Origin of the sequence: Enterococcus sp. DIV1682a, from assembly GCF_051711005.1 — a bacterium.
In the GTDB taxonomy this organism is placed as follows: Bacteria; Bacillota; Bacilli; order Lactobacillales; family Enterococcaceae; genus Enterococcus_B; species Enterococcus_B hirae.
The window spans coordinates 133,314-150,916 of sequence record NZ_JBIOLT010000001.1; the positions used below are offsets into that span (position 1 = coordinate 133,314).

Annotated in this window: 18 protein-coding genes and 1 pseudogene; 13 read left to right on the forward strand and 6 right to left on the reverse strand. The window is 36.3% G+C overall.

Annotation, left to right across the window (positions count from 1 at the left end):
* Positions 1-61: 61 nt before the first annotated feature.
* Positions 62-418, forward strand: coding sequence for an iron-sulfur cluster biosynthesis family protein (locus IGJ23_RS00650; protein WP_010736822.1), 357 nt, complete (start codon positions 62-64; stop codon positions 416-418).
* A gap of 25 nt (positions 419-443) precedes the next feature.
* The gene (locus IGJ23_RS00655; protein ID WP_207431803.1) at positions 444-1,343 is read left to right on the forward strand and encodes a metallophosphoesterase; all 900 of its coding nucleotides are present in this window, start codon (positions 444-446) and stop codon (positions 1,341-1,343) included.
* A gap of 334 nt (positions 1,344-1,677) precedes the next feature.
* Here the strand turns inward: IGJ23_RS00655 and IGJ23_RS00660 are convergent, their stop codons facing one another.
* The 3 genes from IGJ23_RS00660 to IGJ23_RS00670 form a co-directional block, all read right to left on the reverse strand.
* On the reverse strand, positions 1,678-2,823 hold the full coding sequence (locus IGJ23_RS00660) for a hypothetical protein (RefSeq protein WP_438774517.1): 1,146 nt from the start codon (positions 2,821-2,823) through the stop codon (positions 1,678-1,680).
* 142 nt (positions 2,824-2,965) lie between these two features.
* On the reverse strand, positions 2,966-4,078 hold the full coding sequence (locus IGJ23_RS00665; protein WP_438774518.1) for a hypothetical protein: 1,113 nt from the start codon (positions 4,076-4,078) through the stop codon (positions 2,966-2,968).
* 134 nt (positions 4,079-4,212) lie between these two features.
* Positions 4,213-4,947: an MIP/aquaporin family protein gene (locus IGJ23_RS00670; protein ID WP_010720393.1), complete on the reverse strand. Its 735-nt coding sequence runs from the start codon at positions 4,945-4,947 to the stop codon at positions 4,213-4,215.
* Positions 4,948-5,261: 314 nt separating this feature from the next.
* Between IGJ23_RS00670 and IGJ23_RS00675 the strand changes: the two genes are divergently transcribed.
* From IGJ23_RS00675 to IGJ23_RS00700, 6 genes are all read left to right on the forward strand, one after another.
* A complete protein-coding gene (locus IGJ23_RS00675) occupies positions 5,262-5,678 on the forward strand; it encodes a CidA/LrgA family protein (protein WP_010720392.1) in 417 nt (138 codons plus the stop codon).
* On the forward strand, positions 5,671-6,372 hold the full coding sequence (locus IGJ23_RS00680; RefSeq protein ID WP_010720391.1) for an LrgB family protein: 702 nt from the start codon (positions 5,671-5,673) through the stop codon (positions 6,370-6,372). Before IGJ23_RS00675 ends, IGJ23_RS00680 begins: the two co-directional genes overlap by 8 nt.
* A 63-nt stretch (positions 6,373-6,435) precedes the next feature.
* Positions 6,436-7,971: a helix-turn-helix domain-containing protein gene (locus tag IGJ23_RS00685; protein ID WP_438774519.1), complete on the forward strand. Its 1,536-nt coding sequence runs from the start codon at positions 6,436-6,438 to the stop codon at positions 7,969-7,971.
* Positions 7,961-8,182, forward strand: coding sequence for a DUF2829 domain-containing protein (locus tag IGJ23_RS00690; protein ID WP_010720389.1), 222 nt, complete (start codon positions 7,961-7,963; stop codon positions 8,180-8,182). Before IGJ23_RS00685 ends, IGJ23_RS00690 begins: the two co-directional genes overlap by 11 nt.
* Positions 8,179-8,940 carry a 3-oxoacyl-ACP reductase gene (locus IGJ23_RS00695; protein ID WP_438774520.1) on the forward strand — a complete coding sequence of 254 codons (762 nt, stop codon included), beginning with the start codon at positions 8,179-8,181 and terminating at the stop codon, positions 8,938-8,940. Before IGJ23_RS00690 ends, IGJ23_RS00695 begins: the two co-directional genes overlap by 4 nt.
* A gap of 192 nt (positions 8,941-9,132) precedes the next feature.
* On the forward strand, positions 9,133-9,642 hold the full coding sequence (locus tag IGJ23_RS00700; protein WP_063626418.1) for a QueT transporter family protein: 510 nt from the start codon (positions 9,133-9,135) through the stop codon (positions 9,640-9,642).
* 187 nt (positions 9,643-9,829) lie between these two features.
* On the opposite strand, the pseudogene IGJ23_RS00705 reads toward IGJ23_RS00700, so the two are convergent.
* The 3 genes and pseudogenes from IGJ23_RS00705 to rpsD form a co-directional block, all read right to left on the reverse strand.
* Positions 9,830-9,982 (reverse strand): annotated as a pseudogene (locus IGJ23_RS00705) (transposase); the annotation flags it as partial.
* Positions 9,983-10,228: 246 nt separating this feature from the next.
* Entirely contained in the window at positions 10,229-10,777 is a 549-nt protein-coding gene (locus tag IGJ23_RS00710) for a biotin transporter BioY (RefSeq protein WP_010736828.1), read from the reverse strand.
* Between the two features lie 324 nt (positions 10,778-11,101).
* A complete protein-coding gene (gene rpsD, locus IGJ23_RS00715; protein WP_010720384.1) occupies positions 11,102-11,713 on the reverse strand; it encodes a 30S ribosomal protein S4 in 612 nt (203 codons plus the stop codon).
* Positions 11,714-12,160: 447 nt separating this feature from the next.
* On the opposite strand from rpsD, the gene IGJ23_RS00720 reads away from it, so the two are divergent.
* The 5 genes from IGJ23_RS00720 (at position 12,161) to mutS (ending at position 17,542) form a co-directional block, all read left to right on the forward strand.
* The gene (locus IGJ23_RS00720) at positions 12,161-12,796 is read left to right on the forward strand and encodes a DNA alkylation repair protein (RefSeq protein ID WP_063626422.1); all 636 of its coding nucleotides are present in this window, start codon (positions 12,161-12,163) and stop codon (positions 12,794-12,796) included.
* 21 nt (positions 12,797-12,817) lie between these two features.
* A complete protein-coding gene (locus IGJ23_RS00725) occupies positions 12,818-13,591 on the forward strand; it encodes a Cof-type HAD-IIB family hydrolase (protein ID WP_010720382.1) in 774 nt (257 codons plus the stop codon).
* Positions 13,592-13,758: 167 nt separating this feature from the next.
* Positions 13,759-14,556 (forward strand): TIGR00282 family metallophosphoesterase, encoded by a 798-nt coding sequence (locus IGJ23_RS00730; RefSeq protein ID WP_010720381.1) that lies wholly within the window; start codon positions 13,759-13,761, stop codon positions 14,554-14,556.
* Positions 14,557-14,571: 15 nt separating this feature from the next.
* Positions 14,572-14,946, forward strand: coding sequence for a YlbF family regulator (locus IGJ23_RS00735; protein ID WP_010736830.1), 375 nt, complete (start codon positions 14,572-14,574; stop codon positions 14,944-14,946).
* The gene (mutS, locus tag IGJ23_RS00740) at positions 14,930-17,542 is read left to right on the forward strand and encodes a DNA mismatch repair protein MutS (protein WP_063626423.1); all 2,613 of its coding nucleotides are present in this window, start codon (positions 14,930-14,932) and stop codon (positions 17,540-17,542) included. Before IGJ23_RS00735 ends, mutS begins: the two co-directional genes overlap by 17 nt.
* Positions 17,543-17,603 lie beyond the last annotated feature (61 nt).

The window sequence follows — 17,603 nt, forward strand, 5'->3', positions numbered from 1 at the left end:
CATAAACAAGTTAGTTGCATCTGAGTTGTAAAATCATTAAGCTAAGTTTGAGGTGATAAGAATGGAATTATTACTAACAGATGAAGCAAAAGAAAAATTATTAGCACAACAAAATGAAGATGAACAGTTATTACTTGATATTGAAGACGGAGATGGTCCTTTTGCCGACAGTCGAGTAACTTGTCAGATTGATACATCCTTTCGTTTGATTCTCGTAAAGAAAGAGACAACAAAAGATTTGAGTTTATACTCTGTCAAAGTAGAAACAGCTGTTGGACCAATCTACATCAAAAAAAGTGCATTGATGTATCTAGATGATCCGACGACAATTGCAGTTGAACCGACTTATAAGAGTTTACAGTTAAAAGGCCCCAGTGGATTACTAAAAGGTAATCTTCAAATCATACATCACGAGTAGAAAATAGGAGACAGAAGGTAAGCGTATGGGAAACTTGGCAATTATCAGCGATTTACATGTAGATATCAATCAGTTTAATGAACAAGAATGGCTGATTTTGTGGAAGGTTCTCACAGACAAAGGGATCACACGGCTTCACTTAGCAGGAGATGTGGCGAATAAAGTCGATCTTTGCCAAGCAGTTGTTGAATTTTTTGCCAAAAAAGGAATTCCTACAACGTTCAACTTTGGGAACCATGAATTGGCAGATGTTGAGGGAGAAGAAATGATGAATCATTTCCCGGATTCTCACTTTTTAAATGAACGATATCTGGCGTTGAATAAGCAGACAGTCCTACTTGGGATGAATGGTTGGTATGATTATCAATTCTCAGAGTTAAAAGAAAATAAACAAATTCTGCGTATGAAGAACCTTTACTGGTATGATCGTTTTATTAAACGAGAGGGAAGTGACATTGAAGTCAACGCTCGAGTTCTGATAGCAATGAAAAAGTTACTAGACCAGTTAGAAGCCAAAAAACTGGACGTCATTTTAGCGACGCATTTCGTTCCTAAAAAAGACTTTATTGTTTATCAGAACGCTCCATACGAACGCTGGAACAACTTAAATGCTTTTTTAGGTTCCGCTTCTTTTGGACAACTATTAGATCAATACGATAATATCAAACAGGTTGTTTTTGGACATACCCATCGTCGTTTTGAAGATAAAATCATTCATGGTACCCGCTATAGTTGCCGTCCTTTTGGCTATTATTATGAATGGCAATTGACGAGGGAGTTTGTACGAAAAAATCACTTGATCGATAGTTATCATCCCATGAAGTTACGCACGCTATTACGAAAACACGACCCCGGGTTTAATCGCTACCGCAATGAACATTTGTATGAAGAGTTTGCAAAAGCCATGACGATCATTTCTTATTAGAAGGGTCGTCGTGGCTTTTTACAGGCGTACGGAGCAGGTGAAAGAATCGCAACAACAATCAAGGCCTTTTTTTGCACGATCTCGTGAGCAACTTTCCGAATGATTAAATTTTGTCTACTAATCTGATCATTTTTTTGATAGAACCATTCACACAGCAGTTATCTAGGTTATGGTTATTTAATCACATTAGAGAAGATATGTTTTTTAATCGCTAAAATGAAAATGGGACTGAAGAATGTACCGAACTTCAGAAGTTAGACTTTTGGTCTAACTTTTGGGGAGACTACAGAATCAATTCTGTTTCATTAATTCCATAAATTATAGAACTTTTATTTTAACGGTCACGTGTCCAATAGTTATTTTGCAAAGAAGCTTCATTAGACATAGTTTTAGCTGGCTGGGTTGCCTTTATAGATTCTATCTTTTTTTTATTTAAATTAAGATAAGGGTCCTGCATGATTTCTTTCGTGATATGGGCATAAATTATCTCTTGTTTTTGTTGAATTTGCCATTTTCTAATATGATATTTTATTCTAAGAAAAGGATTTTTTGAAGTTTTCCATTTTTTATTTATTTTGGGAAGAGACATTTTAGCGCGTTTTCTTTCTTCATAATATGAGTAAATGATGTCTAAAACTTTATTTTCATTGATATCATTACCTTTTAGTACATTCAAGAAACGTTGATTAGTCTCATAGCTAGCTTCTATCTTTTCCATAGGTTTTATACTTATATTATTTTTACGATGATCAATATCTTTATAAACATCCGTATGGCAACAAAATAAGGCTGTTTTAAAGGCTAGATTAACACCAGCAAAGATACAATTACCAACCATTTGCTTTTTTACTTTAATTTTTAAATCAGATGCTTTTGGTGAGACATATGAAATATCATCATTATTTGAAAGTTCTACGATCGCGTTTAAAATGCCATAGTTTTGCATTTTATTATAACTACCTACGGTTTTATTGGTGCTTTTGTTATCCAAGAGTACCTGGCTAAGTAATTGTAGTTTTGATTTAGGAATCTTTACATAGCTTCCCTGTCGCTCATTATAGTAACCGCCTTTATCTAATATGGCTACTGTATAATAGTCTTTCTTTTTATGTATGAGTAATCCGACACTATGTTTAGTGCCCTCACCTTCAGTAAGAAAGTTAGCAGAGGTAATGATAAAAGAAGTGTAATTATCGGATTTTAATCTTTCTAACAAGTGAACAATTTCAGTTACCATTTGAGTTTCATAAAAATCAATAGTATGTTGTAAGGATTCAATTACAGAGGCTTTGTGTTCTTTAGCAACGAAGAAATTATCTGAATCTTTTAAGATCATCTTCTGATAATTAGAGAATAGTAATTGATAAAATTCTTTAGCATCGGGTCCACTAGAATGGAAGACATTGCTATCTTTTAGACCTAAGAATAAGGCCAGTAATTCTGCTTTTTTTTCAGTACTACTTAGATTTTTTTCAGACATTTTTAATACACCTCGTGCTTATAGTTTTAATTATGTAACAATGAAATTGATGCTTGCAGTTGTAAAAAGTCTACCTCCTTAGATAAGTGTAAGCTTTGAGACTGTTTGCGCACAAGCAGATTATTGATTTACAATGTTTCCTTTAGCGAATGAATACGTCTTTTGGCGCCATTTTTTCGGTTCTTGTTTCGTTAGCTCTCCTATTTTTTTCGCTAGTTATTTTTTCAAAAATATCGATCATATTTTTGGTATTACCATCTTTTGGATATGCTCCTGTTTCCTGATCTTCTATAATTGCTTTGTTTAGGTATGTCGGTCCCTCTATTTTTAAGATTTTTTGAATTTCGTTATGATCGGTAAACATTTTTTTGATTGCTTCATGTATTCTGTTTTTTTCTGCTGCTAAAGGTTCCTTGATCGCATTCGCTAGTTTTCTCAGTTTGTACAGTTCAAATAAATAATCAAGATGAGGAGATTCCCCATATTCTGCTTTGATCGCAGTTAAAAGACGTTGATGCATCTCAAAAGTATCACTCCATTTTATTTTTTTTCTACTTTGAGAAGCGAGAAGGTCATGGCGGCAATGTAAGAGCGCAGTTTTTGCAGTAGCTTCTATTTCTTTGACCACACAATTTCCTTCTTTTTGTTCATGCATCGTATAGTCTAGTGACGAAAAGCTGTTGGAAGAGGAATGGTCAATAATTCTGTGCAGAATATCATAACAAGTTTCGAGTTTAGGATGATCTCTCTGTGCAAACAATTCTTTACAAAGGGGAGCCATTTTCTCCGAAGAAATTTTAACCATATTTACAGATGAATTTGACAGGTGCTTCCTTTTATCCACTAGAATAATTCTATAGTTTTTCGTTTCTTTGTAGATGAGTGCTCCGGAAACATGACCACTTTTTTTATTTTTCTTTATACTATAAGATAAGGGCAAAAGAATAAAATCTCGAGGATCATTTGAAACCATCCGCTTTAAAGTATGAAAAAGTTGTGTGTGACGAGTAAAAGAATAGAAATCCTTGCTTCGGTTGAGTGACTGAATCATTTTTAATTTGTCTTGCTTACGTACAAAAAATTCTTGTTCATCTTGTTGGATCATTTTAATATAAATAGAAAATAAAAGTGGGTAATTCACTTTATCATCTTCCGGAGACCATCTATTATTTTTCTTTAATGATAAAGAAAGAGCAAATATATCAAGATGTCGTTGAAGCTCTGTTTCGTAAGGCATAGGAGTTCCTCCATTCATAAAATAAATAGTAAAGTCTGCGATTTATTTTGCGTGCTTACTTAGTATGACATAGGTTAAAAGAGGACAGAAATCAATTTTTTCTCCAAATAAAAAAACTTGGAATCGAAGTGATTCCAAGTTTTTTTGATAAATTAAGCCATAAATAAGAATTTGTATAAGAAAACAGCAACGATACCAGCACAAATCGGTGCAACAACAGGTACCCATGCATAACCCCATTGTGATGAACCTTTATGTTTTAATGGTAACAATGCGTGGACTAAACGTGGTGCGAAGTCACGTGCTGGGTTCAAACCAGGTCCAGTAGGTCCGCCGAGAGAAGCAACTAACGTCCATACTAAGAAACCAAGAGCTAAGTGTGCTGTACCAAGATTGTCTTGGAAGAAAGGTGCTTTAGTAATTCCTAGTGCACCAAAGAATAAAACAAATGATCCAAAGAATTCATTAACAAAACCATTGAATTTAGAACCAACACTGTTGATTGTTGAGAAAGTACCTAATACATGGTTTACATCGTCTGTTTGATCATAATAAGGTTTGTAGCAAGCTACAACGATCAATTGCCCAATTGCGGCACCAATCAATTGAGCAGCAATATAAGGTAATACTTCAGCCCATGGGAATAAACCATTTGAGGCAAGAGCAATTGTGAACGCTGGGTTAATATGATTTCCACTGATACCACCAAAAATCATTGCTGGCATCATTACACCACAGCCATAACCTACAGCGATCAACATCCAGTCACTTCCATAACCTTTTGTTCCTTTTAAATCTACGTTTGCTACAGCACCATTCCCAAGAATGATTAATAAAGCTGTACCGATCATTTCCGCCACAAGACGGGTCATAAGTGAATAATCCATATATACCTCCAAAATTTATAAAAATGCAAAAAAAAAGAAACAACAACACAATAGGTGTAGTGCTTCGCATCCGACGTTTTTATTGGTCATAAATAAGTGCAGATAAAAAAATGATTTCTATGTATAAAAGAAATCTGACCAACTTCCAAAACAACGTACGGAACTTTCCCACAAAACACCAACCTTAATTATAAATATACCAAAAAAAAACGACTATATTTTTCAAATATTGTACTTTAGAAACAGCACAATTTGAAAATTTCAGAAAAATATTGTTAGTAAAATGAAAGCTAACAATAAGGAGTGTTTCATAGATGAAATTTTTTCAAGAATTTTTTATTATCCTCTTTTTCTCAGTTTTAGGTGAAGGAACTCGTGTATTGTTCCATTTACCAATTCCTGGAAGTATCCTAGGTATCTTATTTTTGTTCCTAGCTTTTGAGATGCGACTAGTAAAGCCTGAGCATTTAGGAGGAACAGGTGATTTTTTATTAAATAATTTAACGATTTTATTCGTCCCGGCAGGGGTAGGTTTACTTGACTATTTTGGTGATATTGCGACAATTTGGCCTATTTTATTAGGTGCGGTAGTGATCTGTTCGATCGTAACGATGGTCGTAGCAGGCAAAACGGCAGAAGTAGTAGAAAAAATGTTACAATCTGTTCAATTGAAACAAACAAGTAGCCAAAAGTTGCAGAAAATCAAAAGGAAGGAGCAACAAATTGACTGAATTTATTCGTAACCCATTATTTGGATTAAGCTTAACGTTAGGTGTCTACGTATTATCAGATAAATTTTTACGCAAGTATAAATTGCCAATTATCAATCCGTTGGTATTGTCTATTTTAGTGATCATTCTTTTTCTTCATTTTTCTGGAATCAGTTACCAGGATTATAATGTGGGTGGGAATTTTTTGACCATGATGATTACGCCAGCAACAGTTGCATTAGCTATTCCTTTATATAAAAATTTTCATTTGTTAAAAGAAAATTTTTTCCCAGTCATTGCGGCAATTTTAGCGGGGATCGTAGCTAATTGCTTAGTCAGTGTGGGTATTGGCTATTTATTTACATTAAAAAAAGCGATGGTCATTTCTCTGCTACCTAAATCAGTGACAACAGCGATATCTGTTGATCTTTCTCATACGATGGGAGGGATCAATGCGGTCACGCTTGCAATTGTTGTTTCTACTGGTATCTTTGGGTCGTTGATCGCTACTCATATCTTTCGTCTTTTTAAGATCAGCAGTCCGATTGCTAAGGGGGTTGCGTTAGGAAGTACCTCTCATGCGATTGGTACAGCAAAGGCAATCGAATTGGGTGAGATCGAAGGGATTATTTCAGGCTTAGCCATTGGCGTCAATGGCATGCTGACCGTCTTTTTATTACCATTATTATTTCAGTTTTTTACTAACCTGTTTTGATGTTGTTTCCCAGGATTTATGCTACAATGAAAAAAACGTTCTAGCATAAAGGAGTGGTAAAAGTTGTATTTGTCATCTGAATATTTAAAACGATTTGATAAAGACCTTTATTATAAAATTCTCCTGCTGGAAAGTTTCGAGGATCATCAGTGGCACACGATTGCTGAACTGGCACAAACAGTCCAATTAGATGCAAGAAGTGTCGCTAAGTACTTAAACGAATTAACAAAAAATTACCATCAGTTCAACGAGAGCTCTCAAACATTGTTTATGAAAACCCCTCGTTCTGGCTATTCCTTTTATGATACGCTTGATTCTATCGAACATGAGCGTTTTTTGATTTTTCTCGTGCAAAGTACGCTGAAATACCAGCTATTGCACGATATTTTTTTTGAAGAGTTTCATACGATCTATCAATTTGCTCAAAAACAATATATCAGCGAATCAACTGCGCGTCGAAAGATCAACGAGTGGAGAGAACAATTAAAAAATTACGGGATTTATTTACAACGTGGGACTTATGTGGTGCAAGGAGAAGAAGAAATCATCCGGCTTTACCTTCACATGACGTTTTGGCAGTTGTTTCGTGGGAAAATTTGGCCTTTTGTAACGATTTCACAATTAGATGTGAAAAAAATTGCTGAACAAATCATGGCTTTTTTCAATGTTCGCCTTAATGAGATCAAAAAAAGAAGACTAGAGTATATGTTAGGAGCTTTCTTCTTGCGTAAATCTCAGAAGCATTACGTATCGTTAAACGAACGAAAGCGACAACTGATTACTGATAATCCTATGTTTCAAAAATTTTGTCATTGGATGCAACCAGTGTTTCCTAACTATTTTCAAAATGAAGAAGAATTAGGTGCGTTATTTTTAGTTTTGATGACACGAGAAGAGTATTATACGGATGAAGACATCCGAGAAGAAATGTTTGCTTTCCATCGAAGGAGACAAACACCGCCCTACCATGCACTTTATGAAGCAAAAGAAGCATTAGCTCTCTATCAAGTGGAACAAGGATTGTCAGAAGAACCCTTAACAAAAGAAGCTGAAACCTATCTTTTTAGTAGTCATTTATTTGCCTATCTTTTTCCAGAAGCTAAGGAAACTATTGATGGGAACGACAGTGACTTTATAAATCATTTGATGATCGAAAATAGTGAAATTATCCAGTGGCTCGATTTGTTTTTTGAGACCGAGCAAAAAGTGGATCAGCTAGCATTTCAAAATACGTCTTTTTTGATGGGGCGGTATTTAACGGTTTTAAAGACAATGGGTGCATTTACACCAAAGTTACCGCAGATCACGATTCTTTTGATGACAGATTTCCCTCTGTTTGAAGAGCAGTTGTTAATAGAAGACTTACATCGTTTTTTTCGAAATGTTTATTGTTTGAAATTTTTACCAACAGATTATCGGGGACGAGAAGTTGATTTATTACTTTCAACGAGCAAAGTGCATCGTAAGCCATGGTCTGATTTAGAATACTTTATCGTGCCTGGAGAGTTACAGTTAAACGATTATATCCAATTGTACCAAAAATTTGTGTTGATCCAAGACCGAAAAGACAAAGAAAGGAACGAAATAAATGACATTTGAAGAAATTTTACCAGCATTAAAAAAAGGGAATAAAGTAATTCGAAAAGGTTGGAGTGGTTTTGAATTGTATGTCGTTCTTGTTTCAGGAGAAGAATTTGACGGTTGTCCCGTTACCCCTTACTTTTTAATCAAAACAAGTGACGAAGGATTTTCCAGTTTTGCGCCTACAGTCTGTGACATTTTAGCTGAAGATTGGATCATTGTGGAATGAAAAATAGATACAGTGATCTAACAGAGAAAGTTGTTTTTGTCACTGGAGCAGCTTCAGGTATCGGACAGGCACAAGCTAAAGCCTTTTTAGAACAAGGTTCGCGGGTGTTTGGTTTTGATCAGCAATTAGGCCGAATGAACGATCTATCCCAGCAATTTTCTGAAACCTTTGCTTATTTTTTAGGTGATATCACGGATTACTCATTATTAAAAAAGGCGATTGAACAGTGTCATGAAACGTTTGGAAAAGTTGCGATCTTGCTGAATACAGCAGGAATTTTAGATGAGTACCAGCCATTGTTGGAAACAGATGAAGCTTTATGGGATCGAGTGTTTGCTGTTAATGTCAAGAGTATGTTTCAGCTAACGCACTTGATCCTTCCAGATATGCTTGAGGAAGAAAAGGGGACAATCATCAATATGGCATCAATTGCTGGCTTTGTCGGTGGTGGGGGCGGGATTGCCTATACCAGCGCAAAGCATGCAATTGTTGGCTTTACGAAGCAATTAGCATTAGATTATGCTTCTAAAGGTATTTGTATCAAAGGAATTGCACCAGGCGCGATTCAAACACCTATGAATGCAGCTGATTTTGCAGGAAATGGTGAGATGGCAGAATGGGTGGCGAATGAAACACCTGTTAAACGGTGGGCGCAACCAGAGGAAGTTGCTGAATTAACGTTGTTCTTGGCGACCCCTCAAGCAAGCTATATCCAAGGGACGATCATTCCAATCGATGGTGGTTGGTTATTAAAATGATTTTGTCTTTTTTATTGTTTTCAGATAAGCTATGATTAGCGAATTTATTCGCACTACGGCACTTCAGTTGGAAGTCAATTCCCATCCTTTGGTCGTAGTTATTACCAAGAGTTGAGAGAGGCGAGATCTTTTGTGGCATTTTTGACCACAAGGATGATCGATTGTATCACGACCTTGTAAAGGAGAAAGAATATGGATCAAAAGAAAATTCGTTCTACTAATCGTTTTACCACAGCAGAAATTGCTCGAATGGCACTTGTAACAGGCTTATATGTGGCAGTTACATTCGTGTTGTCAGTTATCAGTTTTGGTGCCATTCAAATACGTCTTTCCGAAATGTTCAATTATTTGTCGCTCTATAATAAACAGTATATTTTGGCTATCACGCTAGGTGTTGCTTTAGCCAATCTTTCCTCTCCATTGGGATGGATTGATGTAGTAGTTGGTAGTATCAGCACCTTACTCGTCTTATTGATTAACTATGAGATAACAAAACGAGTAAGAAACATGAAAATAAAAATGGTGATTACAGCTTTGGTCTTTGCATTTTCTATGTTTACAGTTGCTGGACAATTGAAGCTATTCTATCAATTACCCTTTTTCTTCACTTGGGGAACTGTTGCTTTGGGTGAGCTAGCTTCCATGCTAGTGGGAGGAGTCATCATTTATTGGGTCGGACAAAAAGTAGATCTAAAAAAATAAACGACGATTTAGCTAAGGGTAAAAATAGAAGATAAAAAAGCTTACGATTGAAAGCTTTCAGATTGAAGACAATCCTTATATAAAAATAAGGTTTGTCTTTTTTATATGTCTATTTTCAAAAACAAAAGAAAAATTTGTCTTCTTTTCTTTAGAAAAATACTCTTTTTTCGCTTGATATTTTTTGATTTAGCTTTTTCATATTTAGACAAGCAAAAGTAAGCCCGATTTTCATGTGCATTTTTACAATTCCTATTTGATTGGTATAACGTAACCCATGAGATTCTTTTGTGGTGCTGAATATTCGTTCAATCGTTTCTTCTCTTTTTTTATAGAGAACTTTAAACTTACTTTGTTTTGAAAGCATCAGGTACAGCTCCAATTTATCGTTCTGTTTTAACGTATAAAAAAGACAAAGCACTATAAATAAGTACTTTGTCTATAGTCTGAAAGCTTACGATTGTAAGCTTTTTTTATTTATCAACAATTCAAGGAATTTAGGTAATGCCACAATCAGTTTGAATCAGTGACGATTTTATTTTAAAAAATTTTTCGTAAAGGAATACAACGTAGTAGTTGTTTTGTCTAGTTATTTATCCATACTAAACAACTGAAGTCGAGACAAACGTTTTTTTAGAAACAGACCTACCGAAGCGGCAGCAATCGATTTGATTGCTTCAGGGATTATAAAAGGAAGAAATCCACTTAAAAATGCAGTGTGAAGAGAAAGACTGCTACTGATCATTAACCAAAGCATGCCACAGCATAATGCGGCTGCTGAACCAACTAAGTTTGCGGATATTGTCAGAGGATAGCGAGAACCGACTTTCTCCATGATAAATCCAATTAGCCAAGACTGGAGGATAAAACCAACTAGATAGCCACCGGTAGGACCGAATAATACACCAATCCCTCCAGACATCCCCGAGAAAACAGGTAACCCAATAAGACCTAATAAAAGATAGATCAAGACGGAGACAGTTCCTGTTCTCTTACCAAGGAAAGTAGCAGTTAAACCAATGGCAAAAGTCTGTCCAGTCAAAGGAATTAGACCTAGAGGGAAAGTGAATTGTGAAAGAACGGCAATGATCGCTGCAAATTCTGCAGCAAGAATGAGTTCTTTGAGTGATTTTGTCATAAGTTCTCCTTTGTTAACCATTTTTATTTTCTAAGTTAACGAAATTGTATAAGAAAAATTATTTTTTGTAAAGTATATTTTTTAAATAAACGAAGTATTCCTTCAAAATATTAGTCTATCTTCCTTTGAGGATAGGTTATATGTTCAGTTAAACATTGTTTCATTTTGAACTTTTTGGCAAGTCTCAACATATGATTCTAGGAGAGTTACACGGGCGAATCAAATTCAAATAAAGAAGAGAGCTAGAAAAGAGAGAGGGAAATCTACATAAAAAAAGCCCAACTATCGAATAGATAGTGGGCTTGTAAGCCAAAGCTTTGAAAATTATAGGCTTTGGTTGTAGTATTCAACGACAAGAGCTTCGTCGATTTCTGGATATAGTTCGTCACGTTCTGGTAAACGAGTTAATGAACCTTCCAATTTTTCAGCATCGAAGCTTACGAATGCTGGACGACCAACAGTTGCTTCAACAGCTTCTTTGATTGTTGTCATGTTTTGTGATTTTTCACGAACTGAGATCACTTGACCAACTTCAACGTGGTATGAAGGGATATCAACGCGTTTGCCATCAACCATCACATGACCATGGTTAACTAATTGGCGAGCTTGACGACGAGTAGTTGCAAGACCTAGACGATAAACAACATTGTCTAAACGTTGTTCTAGTAAGATCATGAAGTTAACCCCGTGTTTACCTTCTTTGATTTTGCTAGCTTTAACGAACAAGTTACGGAATTGACGTTCGTTCATTCCGTACATGTGACGTAGTTTTTGTTTTTCAGTTAATTGCATACCGTATTCTGATTGTTTGCCACGGCTGTTTGGTCCATGTTGACCTGGAGCGTAAGGGCGACGTGCTAATTCTTTTCCTGTGCCTGATAATGAAATACCTAGACGACGAGAAATTTTCCATGATGGTCCTGTATAACGAGACATTAAAATTTCCTCCAATAAAATAAATTTAGTTTTTGGAGTAAAATAATCCGATAAAAAATTCATAATCGTGTAGTCCATTCTTCAATCTTCACCTTTGCAGCCGCGGTTACGCAATTGAACCCGAATCGGGGCAATGAACTAGGGACGAAATTATTATTTTTCCGCTGCATTATTTTACACAAAGTCCAGTATAAGGGAAACAAGGTGAAACTGTCAAGTACGTTTCTCTTTAAAAACGCTTTACAAACCTTGTTTCACTCTATAAAATAAGAGGGTATCTTTTAAAAGCATGAAAAATAAACGTACCAATCTTAAAAAGAAATAAATGAAGGATCATGCTTGTGTAAGCACAGCTTATTTTCAACCTACAGAGCCACTAAAAGGTAGTGACAGTGATTTTTCAGCTGTCACCTAAGATACGGGCTTGATTTTTCAAGGAGGACTGTCTTGGAACTTTTAGTTTTTCAAAAAAATGAAGAAAAAGCACATCCAATGGAAATGTATATGAGAAATCAGTTCTCATTTGCAGGTGTGCCCAAACCAGAACGTTGGAAATTGCAACAAACACTTTTGCGTGAAAGCAAAGTGCTTGATGTTCCAGACCTTTTTTTCCTTGTTTTCTATTATTATGAAAAAAAAGAACGGGAGTATCAGTACCTGGCGATTGATTTGATTCAACAAAACATCAAACGTTTATCATTGGATGAGTTGGTCGAATTGTCTGTATTGGTACCGGAAAAAGCATGGTGGGATACGATTGATGCTTGGCGGAAAGTTTATGCTACATGGTGTAAACTTCATATGGAACAATTAGAGACGGTTTCTCTTTTGTTTGAAAAAAAAGAAGATTTTTGGCTTCGGCGAATAGCAATTACGTTACAGTTAGGATTTAAAGAAGCTACCAATCAGCTGTTGCTGGATCGAGTGATTACTGAAGATCGCTTCTCAAAGGAATTTTTTATTCAAAAGGCGATTGGGTGGGCATTGCGCGATTACAGCAAGACAAATGTTTCTTGGGTAAAAGAACAATTGACAAAAGAATGGTCTGCTTTGACAAGAAGAGAAGCAAGCAAGTATTTATAAGAAAGTGAGTCGACTAAAAAAATGAAACGTAAATTATTTGCTTTTGATATTGATGGGACGCTACTGGACACAAATAAACAAGCATTAGACAGCACAAGAGAAGCCTTGGATAAGTTACGTAAAGCAGGACATTTGGTAACGATTGCTACTGGACGTAGTCGTTTCCATGCGCAAGAGGTTATCCGAGATCTAGCATTTACAAATTATATCTTATGTAATGGCGCTGCTGGATTTTTAGATCATGAACAAGTTTATAAAAATTTGCTTGACCGTGAACAATTAGACAATTTTGTCAAAGAAGCACAAGATAAAAATATCGATACTGCTTTTGTGAGTCTAGATAATATCAAACGTTATTCTTCCAATCATGTGGGAATGATGGAAGAGGCAATGCATTCATTTGGTGCTGTTTTACCTGAACTGGATCAGTACTTTGTGGAAGAACAAGATATCTATCAAGCTTTAGCATTTTTTGATCAGAATTACGATCATCATTTTTCTAGTTACGATAAGATTCGATTTGTTCGTTGGCATGAAAAAAGTGTGGATGTTGTTCCACATGACGGTTCAAAAGCAGCCACGATTTTACACCTAGCAGAACAAGTCGGAATTGCGCAAGAAGATATCATTAGTTTCGGTGATGGCCAAAATGACCGGGAGATGCTGCGTATGTCAGGCATTGGTGTTGCAATGGGAAATGCAGTTCCAGAGGTACAAGCAGAAGCGAAGTTGGTTACTGATACAAATGATGAAGATGGAATTTGGAAAGCATTGAAGCAACTTTCCATGATTTAAATAAACAAGTATAATCTAGGATAGTAAAAAGAACTAGTTGGAGACTGACTTCAGCTAGTTTTTTAGTAGTTTCAGATGAGGGTTACGCAGAGGATTTTTCTGCCCTTTTCTTTCTACAAAAAAACAACTATAATATAGAATGATGTTAAAAGAGAAGAGGAAAACGTGTGCGGGTTTTATTTATTGGTGATGTAGTAGGTTCAATGGGAAGAGATATGATTACAACCTATCTTCCTCGTTTAAAAAAGAAATATCAACCACAGGTCACAATCGTAAATGGAGAAAATGCAGCTTCTGGAAGAGGAATAACTGAAAAAATTTATAAAAAGTTTTTACAAGACGGTGTAGATGTTGTCACGATGGGCAATCATACTTGGGACAACCGAGATATTTTTGAATTTATCGATCAAGCAAAAAAAATCGTTCGTCCAGCAAACTTTCCTGAAGGAACGCCAGGTCAAGGAATGGTATTCGTGAAAGTCAATCAAGTAGAACTAGCTGTAATCAACATGCAAGCACGTTCTTTTATGGTCGACTTAGATGATCCGTTCCGCAAGATGGATCGCTTGATCGCCGAAGCAAAAAAAAGAACGCCAATCATTTTCGTTGATTTTCATGGAGAAACGACAAGTGAGAAACAAGCCATGGGATGGTTCTTAGATGGAAAAGTCTCAGCGGTCATTGGGACCCATACGCATGTACAAACCAATGATGCTCGGATTCTACCGCAGGGAACTGCCTATTTAACTGATGTAGGTATGACAGGTCCTTATGACGGAATTTTAGGTATGCGCCGAGAACCAGTTATCGAAAAATTTTTAACAGCTTTGCCGAAACGTTTTGAAGTCGTTGAACGAGGACGAGGTATTTTGAGTGGCTGTTTACTGGAATTTGACGATGCAACTGGTAAAGCGAAAACCATCCAATTAATCCAGATCAACGAGGACCGTCCATTTTTAGAATAGAAAGTGAGACATCTTTTGCATAAAGAGCCGAATATTCAACGAGAAGCGGATAAATTAGCTCAACTTTTAAGTGAACATGAAACGATCATCCGCTACCACGAACTAGAGCGAAAAGTACAAACTAGTTCCTATTTAGAAAAGTTAACGGAAGATATCAAATCTGCACAAAAAGAAGCAGCAAACTATGCTTATTATGGGAAAAGAATAGCAGAAAAAGAAGCGAATGGTCGGGTTGAACAATTGACGAAACAATTTGATCAACATCCGATCGTAGTAGCTTATCGGAAACAATTGCTTGAAGCAAATGATTTATTGCATCATTTGACGAAAATGCTGCAAGATGAAATCAATAATTGGATAGAGGAGGAAGACAATGCCTCAAAAAACTAAGAATACTCCAATGATGGAACAATATTTAAGCATCAAGGCCCAATACCAAGATGCTTTTTTGTTCTATCGTTTAGGTGATTTTTATGAATTATTTTATGAAGATGCCATCAATGCGTCTCAAATTTTAGAGTTAACATTAACCAGCAGGAATCGTAATGCAGACGAACCAATCCCAATGTGTGGAGTACCCCATCATGCAGCACAAGGCTATATTGATATTTTAATTGAAAAAGGCTATAAAGTGGCTATTTGTGAACAAGTAGAAGATCCTAAGACCACCAAAGGGATGGTTAAACGTGAAGTGATTCAATTAGTGACACCTGGAACAGTCATGGATAGTAAGGGACTATCTGCTAAAGACAATAATTTTTTGACAGCAATTGTTAGCCAAGGCAACGAATTTGGATTTGCCTACGCTGATTTAAGCACAGGGGAGTTAAAAACTGCTCATTTGTTTGATGAAGAAGCTGTACTGAACGAAACGACGGCTTTGCAAACAAAAGAACTTGTTTTAGGAAATGAAATTAGTGAAAAACTTGCTGAGCAATTAAAGAATCGATTAGGATTAGTTTTCTCAAAACAAGAAACAAGTGAAGAAAATGCAGAGTTTAATTTCTTAACCAGTGAGCTATCCGATCCACTTGAAAAAGAAGTGACCGGAAAATTACTTACTTATTTAGCAGTGACACAAAAAAGAAGTCTTGCGCATATCCAAAAAGCGATCGAGTATCAACCGGATCACTATTTGAAAATGGATTACTATTCTAAGTTTAACCTCGAACTAAGCCAGTCCATACGTACAGGAAAAAAACACGGCACGCTTTTATGGTTGCTAGATGAAACGAAAACAGCTATGGGCGGGCGTTTACTGAAACAATGGCTTGACCGTCCGCTGATTCAACTCAATCAAATCAAGGCACGACAAGAAATGGTAGCTTCTCTTTTGAATAGCTATTTTGAACGACTTGATCTACAAAGTGCATTGACGAAGGTTTATGATTTAGAACGCCTAGCAGGAAGAGTGGCTTTTGGAAATGTCAACGGGCGTGACTTGATTCAATTAAAGACTTCTTTAGAACAAGTACCGTTGATTCGTCAACTGATCGAAGGGATCGATCAAGGTCAGTGGACTGACTTATTGAAGGAAATGCAACCGATGGATGATCTGGTTCATTTGATTGATCAAGCAATTCAAGAAGACCCGCCCCTACAAATTACTGAGGGGAATATCATTAAAGATGGATTTAATGATCAGTTAGATACGTACCGTTCTGCGATGACTAATGGGAAGCAGTGGCTAGCAGAGTTAGAAGCAAGAGAACGTCAGCAGACTGGGATCAAAAATTTAAAAGTTGGCTTTAATCGTGTATTTGGTTATTATATCGAAATCACTAAAGCGAATCTGGCAAATGTTGAACTGGAAAAATACGAACGTAAACAAACATTGGCCAATGCAGAGCGTTTTATCACACCAGAATTAAAAGAGTTAGAGACGCAAATTTTAGAAGCAGAAGAAAAGTCTGTTGATTTGGAATATCAGCTGTTTTTAGCAGTGAGAGAAGAAGTCAAAAAAGCGATCAAACCATTACAAATTTTAGCAAAATCAATCAGTACAGCCGATGTTCTGCAAAGTTTTGCTACGATCAGTGAGCGATACCAATATGTTCGTCCTGAGATGGTCTCGGATCGACACCAATTACTGATTCAAGAAGGTCGGCACCCAGTCGTTGAAAAAGTATTAGGACATCAAGAATATATTCCCAATAGTGTGGATATGGCTGAAGACGAAATGATTTTATTGATAACTGGACCGAATATGTCAGGGAAAAGTACGTATATGCGTCAGTTAGCATTAACTGTTTTAATGGCTCAAATGGGGTGCTTCGTCCCTGCGCAAAAAGCGATTTTACCAATTTTTGATCGGATTTTTACTCGGATTGGTGCAAGTGATGACTTGATTGCTGGACAAAGTACGTTCATGGTGGAAATGATGGAAGCCAATCAAGCGTTGCGGCATGCAACACCAAACAGCTTAATTCTTTTTGATGAATTAGGTAGAGGAACTGCGACTTATGATGGAATGGCATTAGCTCAAGCGATCATTGAATATATCCATCAACATGTACAAGCAAAAACGCTCTTTTCTACACATTACCATGAGTTAACAGTTCTAGAGCAAGAATTACCTCAATTAAAAAATGTACACGTAGGGGCTGTTGAAAAAGACGGCGAAGTAGTATTTTTGCATAAGATGATGGATGGCCCAGCTGATAAAAGCTATGGGATCCATGTAGCGAAAATTGCAGGGCTACCTTCTAATTTATTAGCAAGAGCTGCCGATATTTTGCATACATTAGAATCAGGAGAAGTGAGCCATCATTCCGTGGCTGTTCCAAGTGAACCGCTTGAAGCAATAGCACAACCAGTAACTGATACTGTATCGATAGAACAAGAAGAAACGCAACAACTGTCCTTGTTCAGTGAATTAAGCGATGCCGAGACAGCAGTTATTTCTACATTGAAACAAATGAATCTGTTAGAAATGACACCAATGGATGCATTGAATCAACTCTATGAATTGAAAAAACAGCTGTAAATCAACGATAAATAAGAAGAGTAAGCTAACTATAAATACTATATAGGAAGAAGGCGTAGAA